The following is a 15,821-nucleotide window of genomic DNA, read 5'->3' as shown; positions in this document are numbered from 1 at the left end:
TCCAGTGCCCGTCGTAAACATGCCAAACGCGAAAAAGAGCCTTGGCTTCTGGTTGTATCGCCCTCGCTAAAAGCGTTTTCTGCAGTGCGAGTCGTGGATTATTATCGAAGCCGTATGCAAATTGAGGAAGGCTTGCGAGACACCCAAAGTACGCATTATGGTTTGGATTTTACCAGCGAAAGTCGGATTGAAGCCGAACGCCGAGCCAACCTGTTATTAATTGCCGCGCTCATCATTTTAAGGTCAACAGCGGCCAAGGTCGTTCACCCTATTCAGTTATTTTTCTCGCCAGAATAGCTCGCCGCTATGTCGTTTTTGAATTATCCGCCTCAATGTTGGAGCAGGCGCAAGCCCTTTTAGTAGATTACTTCGATTCATTGGAGAGAGAGTAAATTCGTGGGGATACATCAGTGTTATAACTGAATTAGGAAATCGGTTACCTACTCAAGCCTATTTGCTTTACGGAAAGTACTAAAATCCTTCCTGCAACATCGCTTATCTATATAAAATTACCCTAGTTTCATCACAAGGAAACATTAATGGAGAACAAAGAACGCAACACATCTGAATTGCTCCAATTAGTAGTCGTACAAAATACTAATGACAAAATGAGTATCGGTGAAATCAAAAATTCTCTCCGTGAGAGAGGATTTGGTATTTTACTTGCCATTGCCGCTTCACCCATTTGCCTTCCTATTCCTGTCCCACCTGGCTATACTACTTTTTTTTCTATTCCACTTTTTATTTTCTCAGTACAAATGATGTGGGGAATGAAATCTCCTTGGCTGCCTGAATGGATAAGCAAAAAGGAGATTAACAAAAAAAATCTGGAAAAATTAATTGAAAAAGCAACGCCCTGGCTACGCAAGATTGAAAGTTATCTGCATCCAAGACTTACCTATATCAGCGTACATGCTTGGGAACGAATCATAGGTATCTTCTCCTTTATATTTACCATTTCTATTGCCCTTCCCATTCCTTTGGCAAATTTCCCTCCTGGGTGGGGAATTCTCATCATGTCACTAGGCTTACTTAATAAAGATGGATTAACTATTATTGTCGGTATGATAGTTGGCACTATCGGTATAGGAATAACACTTGTGGTTCTTGCACTTATATGGATGGGAGTGTCATTGCCATCTTTTTATTAGTTGTCAATTAATACGTACCGAACGCAAATTTCAAATATGAAGAATCCCTAAAAGCATATTCAGCTTAACCTCCTAATACTATCAGCCACCAATAGCTAATGCACAAGCTATTTCACGGGATGCGTTCGGTTCTAGTCAAGTAATTGATGTATGGTAGGTAGGTATTTTTATTTTCTCCCTATCCAAAACAAAACCCAGTAGTTGCTCTTACAAAATTCACTACTTGAATCTGTTACGATAATGGCCAAGCTCACGCTAGCACAGGTAATAATCGAGAAGTAATTGCATTTTTCTCCTTTGTTGCTGCACCCAATAAAGCAAAACCATGAAGATTGCCTGTCGTATCCTGAAATAAAGCTTTAATACCATCTTGATTGGCGTCAATCTGCCACTCGCCTATCACAGCAGGATCTGGCGGGGATACCACGGAGGGACAGGCCGGTGTTTTAACCAATACTGGCATAGGAGGATAGTGAACAGCTGTTGGAGTACCTGTCACAGTTGCTGCCAAGGCGCGAGCTGCGTGAGTAATAGGCATCACGAATGGCAATACTTTACCTTCTATCTCAGCACAGTCACCCAATGCGAAGATATTTGTATTCTGAGTCTGTAAATATCGATTCGTTACCACACCACGATTAACATGAATGCCTGCCGCTTTGGCCAGCTTTGTACGTGAACGCAAACCTACTGCTGACAAGACAAGATCCGCTTCGACCGTTCGATTTTCATCAAAGACCAAACGATAACCACTTCCGGTTCGTTCAATTCGCTGTATCTTGGTACTTAAATGAAACCTAATCCCTACCGCTGTTAGCTTATCCTGTAGAAACTTCCCTCCCTCCTCGGGAAGTAATCTACCTAGAGGTCGAGAATTGATATCAATTACATGCACCTGATAACCAGCCACAGCAAGATCATTGGCAAATTCACAGCCGATCAATCCTGCACCTAAAATTGCAATTTCTTTTTTACCATCCAGCGCATCACGGAAGCGGCGGTAATCATCGAAATCATTCACAGATAAAACTTCATCTACCGCATCACCTGACAACGGCAAGCGGATCGGATCAGCCCCCACAGCCAGCACAAGTTGGCCATAAGACAAATTCTCTCCATTTTCAAGGAACACGGCACCGCCGGATTGATCAATGTTATTGACGCGAGTATACGGCCGTATCGTTATATTTAGCTGACTGGACATCTGTACTACATCCGAGTTCAAGAGCGATGCAGGTGTTTTACCTGTCGCCAGCGCATTGGACAACATCGGCTTGGAATAAAACCCTCCATGATCGGCAGATAACATAGTAATTGGAATTTCTGTATTCAGTTTGCGCAGCTCTCTTGCTACCGCGTAACCTGCCAGACCACTACCGATGATCACGACTGATTGCTGATTCATATGATTTCCACCATTTCAAAATCAGCCTTGACAACCCCACAATCAGGACATACCCAGCTTTCTGGAATATCTTCCCAGCGCGTACCCGCCTGAATGCCATGCTCCGGATCGCCTATTGATTCGTCATAAATAAAACCACACACCTTACACTGAAATTTCCTCATTATTTTATCTAACTCCAATTTTCTGTCCCTATCTATTCTCTGGATGTTGCCAAATAACTTTTAATTGTACCTCAACGGGAAGCTATTTTTGATATTGCTACTGCCTCCCATTCCTTTTCCATACTTGATAAAATATAGTCTCCATTTAAACTATACAGGTAGAAATTGAACCATTGTCTTGTAGGTTATTCAAATTATTCGTTAACAAAACCTGATAGGTAGCTATTTATGAAACGTATTCTTTTATTCATTGCAACCAACCTAGCGATTTTATTGGTACTAAGTATCACGCTGAGGATATTGGGCATTGATCGTATACTGGATGCAGAAGGCGGTGGATTAAATTACAATTCCTTACTCGTGTTTGCAGCAGTCATTGGCTTTGGAGGCTCACTCATTTCGCTTGCCATGTCTAAATGGAGTGCAAAACATATGACAGGAGCCATCGTTATCGACATCCCTTCCAATGCCACGGAAGGCTGGCTAGTTGAAACTGTGCGCCGACAAGCCAAGGCTTCTGGTATCGGTATGCCGGAAATAGCCATCTATGATTCACCTGATGTCAATGCTTTTGCTACTGGTATGAATCGAAATGAGGCGTTGGTGGCAGTGAGCACAGGGTTGCTGCAAAAGATGCAACAAGACGAAATCGAAGCCGTTCTTGCACACGAAGTAAGCCACATAGCCAATGGGGATATGGTAACGCTTGCTCTAATTCAAGGAGTGGTAAATACCTTTGTAATTTTCTTGTCTCGAATTATTGGTCATGCAGTAGATCGCATTGTCTTCAAAACAGAAGAAGAACACGGACCCGCGTACATGATCACGAGTATCATTGCAGAAATCATGCTGGGTATTCTAGCGAGCATCATCGTAATGTGGTTTAGCAGACAGCGTGAATTTCGTGCAGATGCAGGGAGCGCAAAGCTGGTTGGACGCAACAAAATGATTGCTGCACTGGAGCGCTTGAAACAGCAGTATGAACCCTCTCATTTACCAGACAAAATGGCAGCATTCGGGATCTCAGGTCGGAAAAGTCAAATTGGCCGCCTATTTATGTCACATCCTCCACTGGAGGAGCGAATTGCGGCATTACGTGAAGCAACACATTAAAGCTACAAGGTAGGATGCATATATCGCATCCTACTGTTTATCACTCTGAACGTAATCTCACAAACAATTCCCCATTTGCACCAACTCATCTTTTTTGCTGAGAATTATTTGATCACCTCACCTCCCCCGTTCTCATCCTCCTCAGCCTCTCCATTTTCATTGGCCTCAAAGCTCTCATCTGGAGGTGGTTTACCATCATAGACCAGACTTCTCCGTCGTTGCAGATAGGCGTCGCGTACAAACTCATATTTATCTAGCGCTGCTTCTTCAAGGGTTTTATCCGTATCCAGCATCTGAGCACGCGCATCAACAGCCCATCCCATCGAAGTTGGGAAACGAACGGTCAGAAAATCAAAGTCAGGGTATATCGACCAAATCGGATGAAAAAAAGAGCTATCCACTGCAATTCCCACAGTATCACGTATTGAACTGGGACCTAAGAAAGGTAATACGAGATAAGGACCAGGCCCAATGCCGTAACGACCGAGCGTCTGACCAAAATCCTCATTACGCTTATTAATATTAATATCACTGACTGCACTAATGTCGCTGGCGATATCTATGATTCCAAATACACCGAATGTTGTGTTGACCAGTACTCGAGCTGCGCTGGCTGCTGCAGTATCAAACTTCAATTGTAGTAACGCATTGGCTGTAATCACCACATCGCTGAAATTTGAGAAAACATTCCCGATAATCATCTCCAGAGGATCTGGAGTAACTGCTCGATAACCTCGTGCAACGGGATCGAATATAATTTCTTCAAATTTTTCATTAAATGCAAATACTGCCCGGTTCATTGATTCCAGTGGATCTCGTTTATTATTCTCAACCGAGGCACACCCAATCAACATATACCCCAATAACATCAAAACCAGAAATTTATAACGATACAAAGTCATTTTTTACATTCGTTTTTATTTGTGAGCAGGCCATCTTGCCATAATTATGTAATCGCGACAACATCCTCGCCGGCAGCCCTCTCACCTTCTCTTAATTAATTTAGTCATGTTCAAAATGGGCACAGCTATTAACACCCCCTCATTCATCAAAGAGTTTTTCAGCCAAATACCAGAACTAAAGTTCAACGGATTGCTACCGTAATTCAGTAGTAACCGACAAAGGCTAACCCATCGCGAGGTAGCAACTCCAAGCTTCCAGTCTTTATATAAATAAAGATAGTGAGGCTACCAAAATTTTGAGAACTGCATCACTTCTCTTTAATTAAGCGCTTACTCCGTTACCTGAGTCAGTATTTTGATTTTATTTTGACCATCAAGGAGCATCTCTATGCAGAATCCTGAAAATCATCGCTACACTCCCGGCAGCATTTCTTTCATTACTCGATCAATCATCTTAACTGCTCTTCTTCTAGCAAGCTTTATCGATATAGGTCATGCAGAAGTAATCGAAGAAAAAAAATCAGTTGCAGCTCAAACAGTCGACACCGAACCTGTAACCAGCTGGGCAAAGGGACGTTTATTGGTGCTGCCTCGCGCGGGCCTGCCCGAGCAGGAATCCGATAATGCATTCAAGCCACATGGCGGAATCAAAGCCAAACATCGGCTAGAAGGACTGAACGTTCTCATATATGATCTGCCAGATGGTGTTGATGAAGTCAAAGTCCTTAACAAACTCAAGAAGGATCGGAGATTTAAGAATGTTGAACTAGATATGCTGGTTGCTGCCGATCAGACCGTAACAGATCCTACATTCAGCAGCAGTTGGGCGTTGCCAAAAATTGGCGCTCCCACTGCTTGGGATATTTCCAACGCAGATGGAATCACCATCGCTATACTCGATACCGGAGTAGACAGCAACCACCCCGATCTGGCCGCCAATATGGTGCCGGGATGGAATATCTACAACAACAATGCTGATACTACTGATGTACATGGCCATGGCACCAAAACTGCCGGGGTTGCAGCAGCATCGGCCAATAATGGCACAGGTAGCGCAGGCGTGGCCTGGAGCGCTTCAATCATGCCGATACGTATCGCAGATGCGAATGCTTATGCCTATTTTAGTGCAATGGCAAGCGGTATCCGCTGGGCAGCCGATAATGGTGCCAAAGTTGCCAACATCAGTTATTCTGGTGCTGCTGGCAGCTTGACAGTACAATCGGCCGCGAATTACATGCGTAGTAAAGGTGGGGTTGTCGTCGTTTCTGCTGGTAATACCGGCGGCTATCTCAACTATGCAGCCAGCGACTCATTGCTAGCCATTGCCGCCACCAGCAGCAGCGACGTACGCGCCAGCTGGTCAAGCTATGGACCTTTCGTAGATTTTACAGCCCCCGGTGTCAGTATTTATACCACTACTCGAGGCGGTGGTTACGGCTATGTATCGGGCACTTCCTTTTCCAGCCCGATTGTTGCCGCCACAGCAGCGCTGATGCTGTCAGCCAACAGCAATCTAATGCCCGCAGATATCGATCAAATTCTCAAATCCACTGCGATTGATCTAGGCACAATCAGCTATGATCAGTACTACGGTTATGGACGTATTGATGCCGCCAAAGCAGTTAAGGCCGCCTGGACGAAGATCAGCGTGGATAGCCAAGCACCGATTATCAGCATTACCTCGCCAACCGGCGGGCAACAGGTATCGGGTATCGTTGCGATTGATGTCAATTATTCCGACAACCAAGGTGTCGTTCGGGTTGATTTATATGTCAATGGCCAGAAAATCATTACCGACAGTCAAGCACCCTATTCCTTTGCATGGGATACCACAAAACTTACCGATGGCACCTATAATCTTACCGCACGCGCTTATGATGCCGCTGGAAATGAAGGTACCTCAACCAACGTCCCGGTAACCGTTAAAAATGCTGTGTCATCAACCTCACAAGACAATCTGGACGAACCAGTTATTACGTCCTTCAACTTGGCTGATGGCATGAAAGTCTCCCACAAACAGAAAGTGAGTACAACAGCGAACGATGACCAAGCAATCACCCGAATCAGCTTGCTCATTAACGGTAGTGAAGTCGCTGTGAACCATAGCAACTCACTCAGCTACACTTGGGATACCTGGCGAAGTGCGCCGCGAGGTTCTTGGTTGTCCGTAACGGTGGAAGCGGCTGATTCAGACGGAAATAAAACGAGCCAGACAGTTAATGTGCAAAATTAAGAAGAATTAAGAAGCCTCATTTTTCACTTGAACAATAAAAAACGCCCCGACGGGCGTTTTTTATTGTTGTCGGAAATATTTACACCAAAAAGCGTGTCGATTCCAAGCAGCAATAATAATACTTATAAATTCATACTATTACATATCAGGCATGATTCATGCTTTATATTCTATATAAGGAGGATTCCTTAAATAATCTGCTTTCAAATATAAGGGAATAAGAATAAATCATGAAATCAAAATTAGTAATCGGTGTAATGGGATCAATTATCGCAGTGTCGCTAAGCATAGCGACTGCTCATGCCTTCACAATTGACACATTTTTAGATTCAGCCAAACAGGGTTCACTGGAATTGCCTAGCTCTGGTGACGCAGATGAACTTGCTTTTATCAGAAATGCAACTGGCGACAACACCTTGACTTTGGACTTTAAGATTGATACACCTAATCCTAGTCTGATTGCTCTGTCCAATGGGCCTGATTCTTGGTATATCGATGTTGCTCCGGAAGAGCCCGGTTTCTTTCTGCTGAAATTTGGAGTACCTAATAACTCACCACTAGATACTCACTATGTTTTTCAAAACATAGCCGAATTGACAAAGCTCGTCTGGTCAAATGATCAAGTAAATAATTTGACTGGGGGCGATTGTGGCATCAATGGAAGTCCCAATAGTTGCAATATTGGAAGATTGAGTCACTATGTTGGCACAAATGGCGGTGGTGGTGGTGGTGGCAGTGAGGTGCCAGAGCCTGCCAGCCTATTATTATTGGGTGCTGGGTTGATGAGCATGGTTTTTGCCCGTCGCCGTAATTGGATTTAATCAAAAAATTAAATAAAACTTGAGGTTACCTTTAAAAGCGCCAAGTAATTGGCGCTTTTTTTATGAAAGTTGATGGGTTATCAGACCGCCATGCCACTGTGGCGTAATAGTGCATCTATTTTCGGCTCACGACCGCGAAAAGCAATAAAGGACTCTAGCGCAGGACGACTTCCCCCTACCGCCAGAATCTCATTCCGGAACCGCTCCCCAGTTTTAGCATTAACCACTTGATCGGCACTATTTTCTTCAAACAGGCTGTAGGCATCAGCAGACAAAACTTCCGCCCATTTATAGCTGTAATAACCGGCCGCATAGCCACCTGCAAAAATATGCGAAAAGCTGCTCGGGAAACGATTGAATGCAGGCGGAATAACTACAGCAACTTGGCTACGAATTTCCTCCAGTAATTGCAGCACTGTTTTTTCACCATGGGAGTCAAAGTCATAATGCAGATGCATGTCGAACAAAGCAAATTCAATCTGACGCAGCGTCTGCAAACCACCTTGGAAGTTCTTGGCAGCCAGCATTTTATCGAATAGCTCCCGAGGCAATGGCGCACCGCTATCGACATGCGCAGTCATATGGCTCAGTACATCCCATTCCCAGCAGAAATTCTCCATGAATTGACTTGGCAACTCGACTGCATCCCATTCCACGCCATTGATTCCTGAAACCCCGAGATCCTCAACCTGGGTTAATAAATGATGTAAGCCATGACCAAACTCATGAAACAATATAATCGCTTCGTCGTGAGTAAACAAAGCTGGGCGTAACTGTCCATCAATCGTCACTGGTGCGGAGAAATTGCAAGTCAGATAAGCAACAGGTGTCTGTATCGCTGATTTTTCGGTTCCTGTCAATTCAATGCGGCGCCGGGTAATGGCATCATCCATCCACGCCCCCCCTCGCTTACTTGGACGCGCATAGAGATCGATATAAAATTGACCAATCAGATCGCCTTTGGCATCACAAATGTCGAAAAATTTTACATCTGGATGCCAACATTGAATATCAGGTGATGGCGCTACCTGAGTAATGCTAATGCCATAGAGCGCCTCCACTAGTTTGAACATACCCGGTAAGACTTTATTTTCAGGAAAATATTGTTTGACTTCCTGATCAGAAAAAGCATAACGCTCCATCCGCAGCTTTTCACTGGCATAGGCCAGATCCCACGATTCCAATTTCTCCAGCCCCAGTTTGGTTGCAGCAAACTGCTTCAACTCAGCCAGATCACGCTCTGCGTAGGGCCGAGCTTTAGCTGCAAGCTCTCCAAGGAAATTCAGCACTTGCCTGGGTGATTCGGCCATTTTAGGCGTTAGAGAAACCTCTGCATAGCAATCGAACCCCAGCATTTTGGCTTCTTCATGACGCAACTGAAGGATCTTATTGATCAGCGGCATATTGTCCCAGTTGGATGCCCCGTGAGCAAGGCTATCAATTTCGCTCGCCCGGGTCACATAGGCACGATACATATTCTCACGTAATGCCCGGTCATCGGCATATTGCATAACGGGCAAATAGGAAGGTGCATGCAAAGTGAATTTCCAGCCGGGTATGGAAATAGCCGGATCTTTCTCGGCAGCCTCTTTGGCAGCATGCAGTGCATCACCAGGAATGCCCGAGAGCTTATTTTCATTTTCTATTAATAAGAAAAAATCATTGGTCGCATCAAGCAAGTTATCGCTAAATTTTGCGGAAAGCGCTGATAATTCCTCCTGAATGCGCATGAAACGTGTTTTCTTTTCGGAAGCCAGCTCGGCCCCCCCCAGACGAAAATCACGTAACTGATTTTCAACAATCTTTTTCCGAGCACGACTGAGCCCCCCAAACTCGTCACTATTCTGTAATTGCTTGAACTTCTCGAATAATGCCTGATCTTGCGATAGTTCGGCATAATACTGAGTAATACTTGGCAAATTGGCATTATAAGTTTCACGCAACTCAGGGCTATTCATTACGGCGTTCAAATGCGATATCTGCCCCCATGCACGTGACAATCGTTCATTTGTATCGATCATGGGTTGCACGAAATCCTGCCAAGTAGGCAGCGCTGTCGCGGCACGCACCCTGGCAATCACCTCCCGGCAATCATGCAGCAATTCTTCCACTGCGGGCGTGATATGCTCCGGCTTAATATCTGTAAAACGAGGCAGTCCAGAAAAATCGAGTAAAGGATTCATGATGATATTCGTTTAAGATAATTATTTTTTGGATGCCAACACAATATGATTGGTAGCACCCTTTGTTAGATTAAAAAGTATTAAAAACTATGTAAAAAATCATGATAATGCGTCGCGGTCACTTTTCTCTATACCCATGTACTGTTATCCGCCACACTTTATCTCGTTTGCCGAGTTTTACCATCTCTCTAGAAAATTAACCTTCATACACAATATTGCCATCGGTCAGCGTAAATTTTACCCGTCCGGGTAATTCCCTGCTCAAGAATGGCGTATTCTTACCCTGACTTCGAATCGTCGAGGTAGTCACTTTCCAATATTCTTCCGGATCGAAAATGCATATATCAGCTGGTGCGCCAGGAGTTAGATGGCCCCCATCTATGCCTAGCACCCTGGCAGGTGCTAGCGTAACCGTATTTAACGCCTTGATCAGCGGGATATTCATGGTCGTTGCCCACTTAAATGTTAGCGACAGTAATAATTCCAGTCCCGTAGCACCCGCCTCAGTTTGCCCAAAAGGCAATAACTTGGCATCATCATCTACCGGTGCATGATCCGAGCAAATGGCATCAATGGTGCCATCAATGAGCCCCCCACAAAGGGCATCTCGATCATGCAAATTTCGTAATGGTGGAACAAGATGGCAATTGGTATCAAAGAAACCGATATCCATCTCCGTAAGATGGACATGATTGATTGCTATATCACAAGTGATAGGCAATCCTTGTTGCTTGGCAGCACGCACCATGGCCACCCCTTCCGCACTGGAAATTCGGCATAAATGGACTTTCACACCCGTTTCCCGGGTTAGCAAAATGATATTCGACAAAGCAATTGTTTCTGCGCAAACCGGAATGGGCGGTAAGCCGAGTCGGGTTGCAATCTCACCAGCATGCGCCACACCATTGTTAGCGAGACTGACTTCTTGGGGACGTAACCAAACACTAAAACCAAAAGTCGACGCATATTGCATCGCTTGCATCAACACATGCAAATTAACTAGAGGTGCATCGGCATGACTGAAGGCAACGCATCCCGCATCACGCAACTCAGCCATTTCCGTTAAACGCTCACCTTTAAGCTTTTGTGTCAGTGCCCCCACCGGATAGACATGCACCTGATCTAGACTCTTGGTTCGATGCTTGAGCATTTCAACCAACCCCGGTTCATCCAGCGGCGGATCGGTATCAGGCGGGCAAGCTAGACTAGTGACACCCCCAGCCACGGCTGCTTTCAATTCTGATTCCAAGGTAGCTTTGTATTCAAGCCCGGGTTCACGTAAGCGCGCAGACAAATCGACCAAACCTGGACACACAATCAATCCAGTAGCATCGATCACCCGATAGTCTTGGAAACCCGCAGGAATAGCTCCTAGCGAAGCAACTTTACCCCTGACAATATAAAGATCGCTGACAGTATCAATACCATTTTTTGGATCAATAAGGCGTCCATTTTTGATGTGAATATTAATATTCATAGGTAACTGCAATCTGTTATGCGTGAATAGCCCGAAATCAAGATATCAGCTCAAGGAATTCATCAATTTCCGGCAAGAATCGACATGACCGCCATCCGTACCGCAATACCAAATGTCACTTGCGGCAAAATGACTGACTGCTTCCCATCAGCTACCGCCGAATCAATCTCGACACCGCGATTCATTGGCCCAGGATGCATGACTATCGCATCCTGCTTGGCCAGCGATAATTTCTCCTGAGTAAGCCCATAATATTTAAAATATTCTTCAGGGCTCGGTAAGCTTGCTCCTAACATACGCTCATTTTGCAGGCGCAACATTATCAATACATCGATATCTTTCAATCCTCGAGCTATATCGTGATAAACATGCACACCCAGGCGCTCAACCTTGCTAGGCAATAAAGTCTTGGGTGCAATGACGCGAACCTCGGGCACGCCCAACGTAGTCAGCGCGTGGATTTGCGAGCGCGCCACCCTTGAATGCAAAATATCCCCAACGATCGCTACCCGAAGGTTATGAAAATCTTTTTTGTAACGGCGAATGGTAAACATGTCCAACAATGCTTGCGTCGGATGAGCATGACGCCCATCGCCAGCATTGATGACATGAATCTCTGGGTGCACATGACTCGCTATCATGTGCGCCGCGCCACTCTGCGAATGCCGAACTACAAACATGTCTGCATGCATGGCTGAAAGGTTATTGACTGTATCCAGCAACGTCTCACCCTTGGATTGTGCAGAAACTGCGATGTTGAGATTAATCACATCCGCTGACAGTCTCTTGGCAGCGATCTCAAAGGTTGTCCGGGTTCGGGTACTGGATTCAAAAAAAAGATTGAAAACTGATTTTCCACGCAGCAATGGAATTTTTTTGACTTCCCGCTCAGTAACACCAGCAAAAGATTCCGCCGTATCCAAAATATGCAGCAAAATGGAAACAGGCAATCCTTCGGTGGTCAACAAGTGTTGTAACTCACCGTGCTTGTTGAGCTGCGGGTTTCTGTTCATTTTTCTGGAAGATAAATTTCGCGCAAGCCGAGACTCATTTTGCCATCAGTTTCCTGTCTTAATTCCAGCATTTTATCTGCTGGCAAGGGCAATACCGCCCCCACATATTGAGCCGCAATAGGAAGCTCTCTACCTCCCCGGTCAATCAATGTAACCAAATGAATGCAGGCAGGCCGCCCGTAATCAAATATCTCATTCACGGCAGCTCGAATTGTCCTTCCCGTATAAAGCACATCATCAACTAAAATTATACGACTCCCTTCAACCTCAAAGGGCAAATCTGACGGCTTGACTTGAGGATGCAGACCAATCTTGCTGTAATCATCCCGATAAAAAGAAATATCCAATACACCAAGCGGTGTACTGATTCCCAATGCTTGATGCAATCGTTTTGCCACCCATACACCCCCCGTATGGATGCCTATCATTACAACAGTCTCATCAATATCAGGGCATAGCTGTTCCGTTAAATCAGCCAGTAATTGCTCAGCATCAGGTAGTTGCATAGTCACAATCAAAAAAAGATTGCAGGATATGTTGTGCTGCAATCTGGTCCAGCATGGTTTTTTGTTTCTTTCCTTTAATACCCAATTCCCCCAGTGCAGATCTGGCAGTAATAGTTGTATAGCGTTCATCTACCAGGACCGATTTAATCCCAAAACGCCCTTCCAAACGTCGCGCAAATCGTTGACTTAATCGGGTGAGTTCATGCTCCATCCCGTCAGCATGAGTTGGTAATCCAACCACCAGTAACACGGGCTGCCAGGCTTCAATCAACTTGGCAACCGCTTCAAAGCGTTGCTTGGTCATCTCACAATGAATGGTGGTAAGCGGGTGGGCTAACCGCAGCCCCTGTTCTCCCACTGCGACCCCAATGCGCTTCTTTCCAAAATCAAAAGCCAGCACTGTACCACTTGGCAATCTTTCCACAATTCCCGATCCATTTTCATATCTATGTGTGAAGCTACCAATTCTTAATATCGTTTGAATACTGCTATCCGAGTTATGCATGCCCGATTTCATTCGATAAATTAGAGAAATTGATTCCCAGCAACCGTGCTGCAGCAGACAATTTTTCTTCAAAAGACATTCCAAAAATAATACCGGAAGAAGCCGGAACAGTTAGCCAGGCATTCTGGATCAATTCTTGCTCGATCTGTCCAGGTGCCCATCCTGAATAACCCAATGCAACCAGCATTTGTTCAGGGCCCTCGCAACTTGCAATAGCCTCTAAAATATCAACAGAAGACGTCAACCCTACTGTCTGGTTGACCGCTAACGTAGATTTCCATTTCCCCACAGGCTGATGCAGCACAAATCCACTGTCGATCTGTACTGGCCCCCCAAACATTACAGATCGCCCTGCTGGCAATGAGTCAGCAAAGGGAATACCAAGTTGCTCAAATAATTTATCCAAAGTAAATTCTGTAGGGCGATTAATAACGAGCCCTACCGCCCCGTCTTCATTGTGCTCACAAATATAAGTAAGGGTTTTAGCAAAAAAAGGATCGGCCATATTAGGCATAGCAATCAGAAAATGATCTGTCAGGTTGATATTTTTCATAATAAAGACCTCTTTACTACTTATGCGAAATCGCAAATCACACTATATGATCAATCTGAAACATAAAACTATTATTAATTCCCACTTCTTCCTAACATTTCTCATCAAACCCAGTATGCCGTTTGTGTCATAACTTTTGAACTCATTTTCATAGCCAGTTTCACCGGTAATGGCAACTCCATGCCGCCATGTGATATTGCCATCGTTGCATGACAAGCTTCATCAATTTTCATTTGCGCAACAATAGCGCGACTTTTCAAATCCTGATGAGGTAACCGCTGCAAATGCTCTGCGAGATGCGCCTCGACTTGATGCTCTGTTTCCGCGAGAAAACCGAGACTCCATTTATCACCGAGCACTCCCGCCACCAAGCCAATTGCAAAAGATCCTCCATACCATAATGGGTTAAGCAAGCTTTTACGACCACCTAATTCAGCAATACGACGTTCTGTCCAGGCCAAATGCTCAGTTTCCTCACGTGCAGCCTGTACCAATGCATTTTGAACCTCTTGATTTCGTGCGGTCATCGCCTGCCCTTGATAAAGAGCCTGCGCACATATTTCTCCAACATGATCAACGCGCATCAATGCGCATGATTCCTTTCTTTCCTCATCAGTTAATTCATTTTCTGGCAGATTCTTTCCTGGTACAGCGCGTAATGTTTGGGCTGGCGCCATCAGTGTACGTAATGCGTTATCAAAACCAATAATGAACTTATCTATATTCAGCACGACATCAATTCCAATAATGTATAAGTAAACCATTTATTTTATCATTGTATACCTATTTGCCGAGCTAGCAACGTTACCGGATGCAATGCCTCTAATTTTTTCTCTTGATCCCTTAAACCACTAGTGAAATGTAATAAACAGCCAATATTTGATGTCACTAGATAGTTCGCTTCTGCTCTGTCTAATGCTGCCATTTTATCGCTCAGTAATGATTCTGCGATTTCTGGCTGATCAAGAAAGTAGGTGCCCGCCGCACCACAACAGAAGTTATTTCCGGCAAGTTCCATAAGTTCAATACCTGGAATATGCGCCAGCAGTCGATAAGGGTAACTTGAAGCACGCAATACATTACGCATACTACATGGATCATGTACAACTACTTTTTTTGGCAAAGCTGTAATTTTGACTTCGCTCCAATCCTGTTCCACCAGAAATTTGTTGATATCAACTATCGGGGCAGAAAAATTTTCTGTCTGATACTGAGAGTAAAACTCTGTCAGATGCGCACCACACCCGGACGCTGTACTGATAATCGCTTTTATGTTCAAACCAGCGAATGCTTTCTTGTTGCGCTGAATTAAATCTGCTGCTTCAGCTATTCGACCGCTATGCTGGTACAACGCTCCACAACAAGTTTGTGAGTTGGGTACATGCACTGTATAACCTAGGTTGTTAAGCACATAAATTGTTGAAATATTCGTTTCGATATCGACTAATCGTGCTACACAACCCAGGAATAAGGCCACTTCTCCACACTCCCTTCCAATTGCTGGATAAGTTTCTTGCCACCTATGAAGAGGAAAGTGAATCAATGGCAATTTTGACAGTAACAGCCCAAGTCTAGTCCCTTTTACAATACTTAATTGCTGTAACTTCTCCTGCAAGCCAATTCTCTGGAATAAATACATAAGTGGACGCACAACATCAAAACGCTTTGATTTATCAACAAACACTCTCTCTAACAAGCTCCTGAACCAGTTTCTTTTTTTTGCTACTGCCCCCTTCATTAAGCCTGATGGCGGTATTGTCATCATGACGCGCGCCTCATCAATTAGCCGGCCATA

General features: G+C 44.6%; 16 protein-coding genes and 1 riboswitch. Of the genes, 5 read left to right on the top strand and 11 right to left on the bottom strand.

Annotated features, from left to right (window positions below):
- Both BLW34_RS05695 and BLW34_RS05690 read left to right on the top strand, forming a co-directional pair.
- Positions 1 to 297: transposase (locus BLW34_RS05695; RefSeq protein ID WP_143037873.1), on the top strand; the 297-nt coding region annotated here is incomplete at its 5' end.
- 242 nt (positions 298 to 539) lie between these two features.
- A complete protein-coding gene (locus tag BLW34_RS05690; protein ID WP_090576761.1) occupies positions 540 to 1,151 on the top strand; it encodes an exopolysaccharide biosynthesis protein in 612 nt (203 codons plus the stop codon).
- Between the two features lie 250 nt (positions 1,152 to 1,401).
- Here the strand turns inward: BLW34_RS05690 and BLW34_RS05685 are convergent, their stop codons facing one another.
- Together BLW34_RS05685 and BLW34_RS05680 are read right to left on the bottom strand one after the other, a co-directional pair.
- Positions 1,402 to 2,556: an NAD(P)/FAD-dependent oxidoreductase gene (locus BLW34_RS05685; RefSeq protein ID WP_090576758.1), complete on the bottom strand. Its 1,155-nt coding sequence runs from the start codon at positions 2,554 to 2,556 to the stop codon at positions 1,402 to 1,404.
- Positions 2,553 to 2,720, bottom strand: coding sequence for a rubredoxin (locus BLW34_RS05680; protein WP_090540778.1), 168 nt, complete (start codon positions 2,718 to 2,720; stop codon positions 2,553 to 2,555). Before BLW34_RS05680 ends, BLW34_RS05685 begins: the two co-directional genes overlap by 4 nt.
- 228 nt (positions 2,721 to 2,948) lie before the next feature.
- Here BLW34_RS05680 and htpX point away from each other — a divergent pair, with 228 nt between their 5' ends.
- Positions 2,949 to 3,833: a protease HtpX gene (gene htpX / locus BLW34_RS05675; RefSeq protein ID WP_090576756.1), complete on the top strand. Its 885-nt coding sequence runs from the start codon at positions 2,949 to 2,951 to the stop codon at positions 3,831 to 3,833.
- Positions 3,834 to 3,937: 104 nt separating this feature from the next.
- Here the strand turns inward: htpX and BLW34_RS05670 are convergent, their stop codons facing one another.
- Positions 3,938 to 4,735, bottom strand: a complete 798-nt coding sequence (locus BLW34_RS05670) for an MlaA family lipoprotein (RefSeq protein ID WP_090576753.1) — start codon at positions 4,733 to 4,735, stop codon at positions 3,938 to 3,940.
- A gap of 211 nt (positions 4,736 to 4,946) precedes the next feature.
- Positions 4,947 to 5,028, top strand: a riboswitch (cyclic di-GMP riboswitch).
- A gap of 95 nt (positions 5,029 to 5,123) precedes the next feature.
- On the opposite strand from BLW34_RS05670, the gene BLW34_RS05665 reads away from it, so the two are divergent.
- A complete protein-coding gene (locus BLW34_RS05665) occupies positions 5,124 to 6,968 on the top strand; it encodes a S8 family serine peptidase (RefSeq protein WP_090576750.1) in 1,845 nt (614 codons plus the stop codon).
- 230 nt (positions 6,969 to 7,198) lie between these two features.
- Positions 7,199 to 7,789, top strand: a complete 591-nt coding sequence (locus BLW34_RS05660; protein ID WP_090576748.1) for a PEP-CTERM sorting domain-containing protein — start codon at positions 7,199 to 7,201, stop codon at positions 7,787 to 7,789.
- An 80-nt stretch (positions 7,790 to 7,869) separates the two neighbouring features.
- Here BLW34_RS05660 and BLW34_RS05655 read toward each other — a convergent pair whose 3' ends face one another.
- The 8 genes from BLW34_RS05655 to BLW34_RS05620 form a co-directional block, all read right to left on the bottom strand.
- Positions 7,870 to 9,972: a M3 family metallopeptidase gene (locus BLW34_RS05655; protein WP_177165967.1), complete on the bottom strand. Its 2,103-nt coding sequence runs from the start codon at positions 9,970 to 9,972 to the stop codon at positions 7,870 to 7,872.
- A gap of 196 nt (positions 9,973 to 10,168) precedes the next feature.
- Positions 10,169 to 11,443: a dihydroorotase gene (locus BLW34_RS05650; protein WP_090576788.1), complete on the bottom strand. Its 1,275-nt coding sequence runs from the start codon at positions 11,441 to 11,443 to the stop codon at positions 10,169 to 10,171.
- Positions 11,444 to 11,511: 68 nt separating this feature from the next.
- Positions 11,512 to 12,462: an aspartate carbamoyltransferase catalytic subunit gene (locus tag BLW34_RS05645; RefSeq protein WP_090576742.1), complete on the bottom strand. Its 951-nt coding sequence runs from the start codon at positions 12,460 to 12,462 to the stop codon at positions 11,512 to 11,514.
- On the bottom strand, positions 12,459 to 12,968 hold the full coding sequence (pyrR, locus tag BLW34_RS05640; protein WP_090576738.1) for a bifunctional pyr operon transcriptional regulator/uracil phosphoribosyltransferase PyrR: 510 nt from the start codon (positions 12,966 to 12,968) through the stop codon (positions 12,459 to 12,461). The genes BLW34_RS05645 and pyrR overlap by 4 nt, the downstream gene beginning before the upstream one ends.
- Positions 12,955 to 13,473 carry a Holliday junction resolvase RuvX gene (ruvX, locus tag BLW34_RS05635; RefSeq protein ID WP_090576735.1) on the bottom strand — a complete coding sequence of 173 codons (519 nt, stop codon included), beginning with the start codon at positions 13,471 to 13,473 and terminating at the stop codon, positions 12,955 to 12,957. The genes pyrR and ruvX overlap by 14 nt, the downstream gene beginning before the upstream one ends.
- Positions 13,466 to 14,026 carry a YqgE/AlgH family protein gene (locus BLW34_RS05630; RefSeq protein ID WP_090576732.1) on the bottom strand — a complete coding sequence of 187 codons (561 nt, stop codon included), beginning with the start codon at positions 14,024 to 14,026 and terminating at the stop codon, positions 13,466 to 13,468. Before BLW34_RS05630 ends, ruvX begins: the two co-directional genes overlap by 8 nt.
- Positions 14,027 to 14,130: 104 nt before the next feature.
- Complete coding sequence (gene coq7, locus BLW34_RS05625; RefSeq protein WP_090576785.1) at positions 14,131 to 14,757, bottom strand: 2-polyprenyl-3-methyl-6-methoxy-1,4-benzoquinone monooxygenase; 627 nt, start codon at positions 14,755 to 14,757, stop codon at positions 14,131 to 14,133.
- Positions 14,758 to 14,798: 41 nt separating this feature from the next.
- Positions 14,799 to 15,791, bottom strand: coding sequence for a (Fe-S)-binding protein (locus BLW34_RS05620; RefSeq protein WP_256203616.1), 993 nt, complete (start codon positions 15,789 to 15,791; stop codon positions 14,799 to 14,801).
- Between the last annotated feature and the right edge of the window lie 30 nt (positions 15,792 to 15,821).

This window comes from Nitrosomonas sp. Nm58 (assembly GCF_900107335.1).
Taxonomy (GTDB): Bacteria; Pseudomonadota; Gammaproteobacteria; order Burkholderiales; family Nitrosomonadaceae; genus Nitrosomonas.
The sequence above is the reverse complement of the archived record's forward strand: the minus strand, read 5'-3'. Positions and strand labels throughout refer to the sequence as shown.

Coding starts and splice junctions, on each gene's coding strand:
- BLW34_RS05690 (WP_090576761.1), top strand. CDS start 540: ATGGAGAACAAAGAACGCAACACATCTGAATTGCTCCAATTAGTAGTC.
- BLW34_RS05685 (WP_090576758.1), bottom strand. CDS start 2,556: ATGAATCAGCAATCAGTCGTGATCATCGGTAGTGGTCTGGCAGGTTAC.
- BLW34_RS05680 (WP_090540778.1), bottom strand. CDS start 2,720: ATGAGGAAATTTCAGTGTAAGGTGTGTGGTTTTATTTATGACGAATCA.
- htpX (WP_090576756.1), top strand. CDS start 2,949: ATGAAACGTATTCTTTTATTCATTGCAACCAACCTAGCGATTTTATTG.
- BLW34_RS05670 (WP_090576753.1), bottom strand. CDS start 4,735: ATGACTTTGTATCGTTATAAATTTCTGGTTTTGATGTTATTGGGGTAT.
- BLW34_RS05665 (WP_090576750.1), top strand. CDS start 5,124: ATGCAGAATCCTGAAAATCATCGCTACACTCCCGGCAGCATTTCTTTC.
- BLW34_RS05660 (WP_090576748.1), top strand. CDS start 7,199: ATGAAATCAAAATTAGTAATCGGTGTAATGGGATCAATTATCGCAGTG.
- BLW34_RS05655 (WP_177165967.1), bottom strand. CDS start 9,972: ATGAATCCTTTACTCGATTTTTCTGGACTGCCTCGTTTTACAGATATT.
- BLW34_RS05645 (WP_090576742.1), bottom strand. CDS start 12,462: ATGAACAGAAACCCGCAGCTCAACAAGCACGGTGAGTTACAACACTTG.
- pyrR (WP_090576738.1), bottom strand. CDS start 12,968: ATGCAACTACCTGATGCTGAGCAATTACTGGCTGATTTAACGGAACAG.
- ruvX (WP_090576735.1), bottom strand. CDS start 13,473: ATGCATAACTCGGATAGCAGTATTCAAACGATATTAAGAATTGGTAGC.
- BLW34_RS05630 (WP_090576732.1), bottom strand. CDS start 14,026: ATGAAAAATATCAACCTGACAGATCATTTTCTGATTGCTATGCCTAAT.
- BLW34_RS05620 (WP_256203616.1), bottom strand. CDS start 15,791: ATGATGACAATACCGCCATCAGGCTTAATGAAGGGGGCAGTAGCAAAA.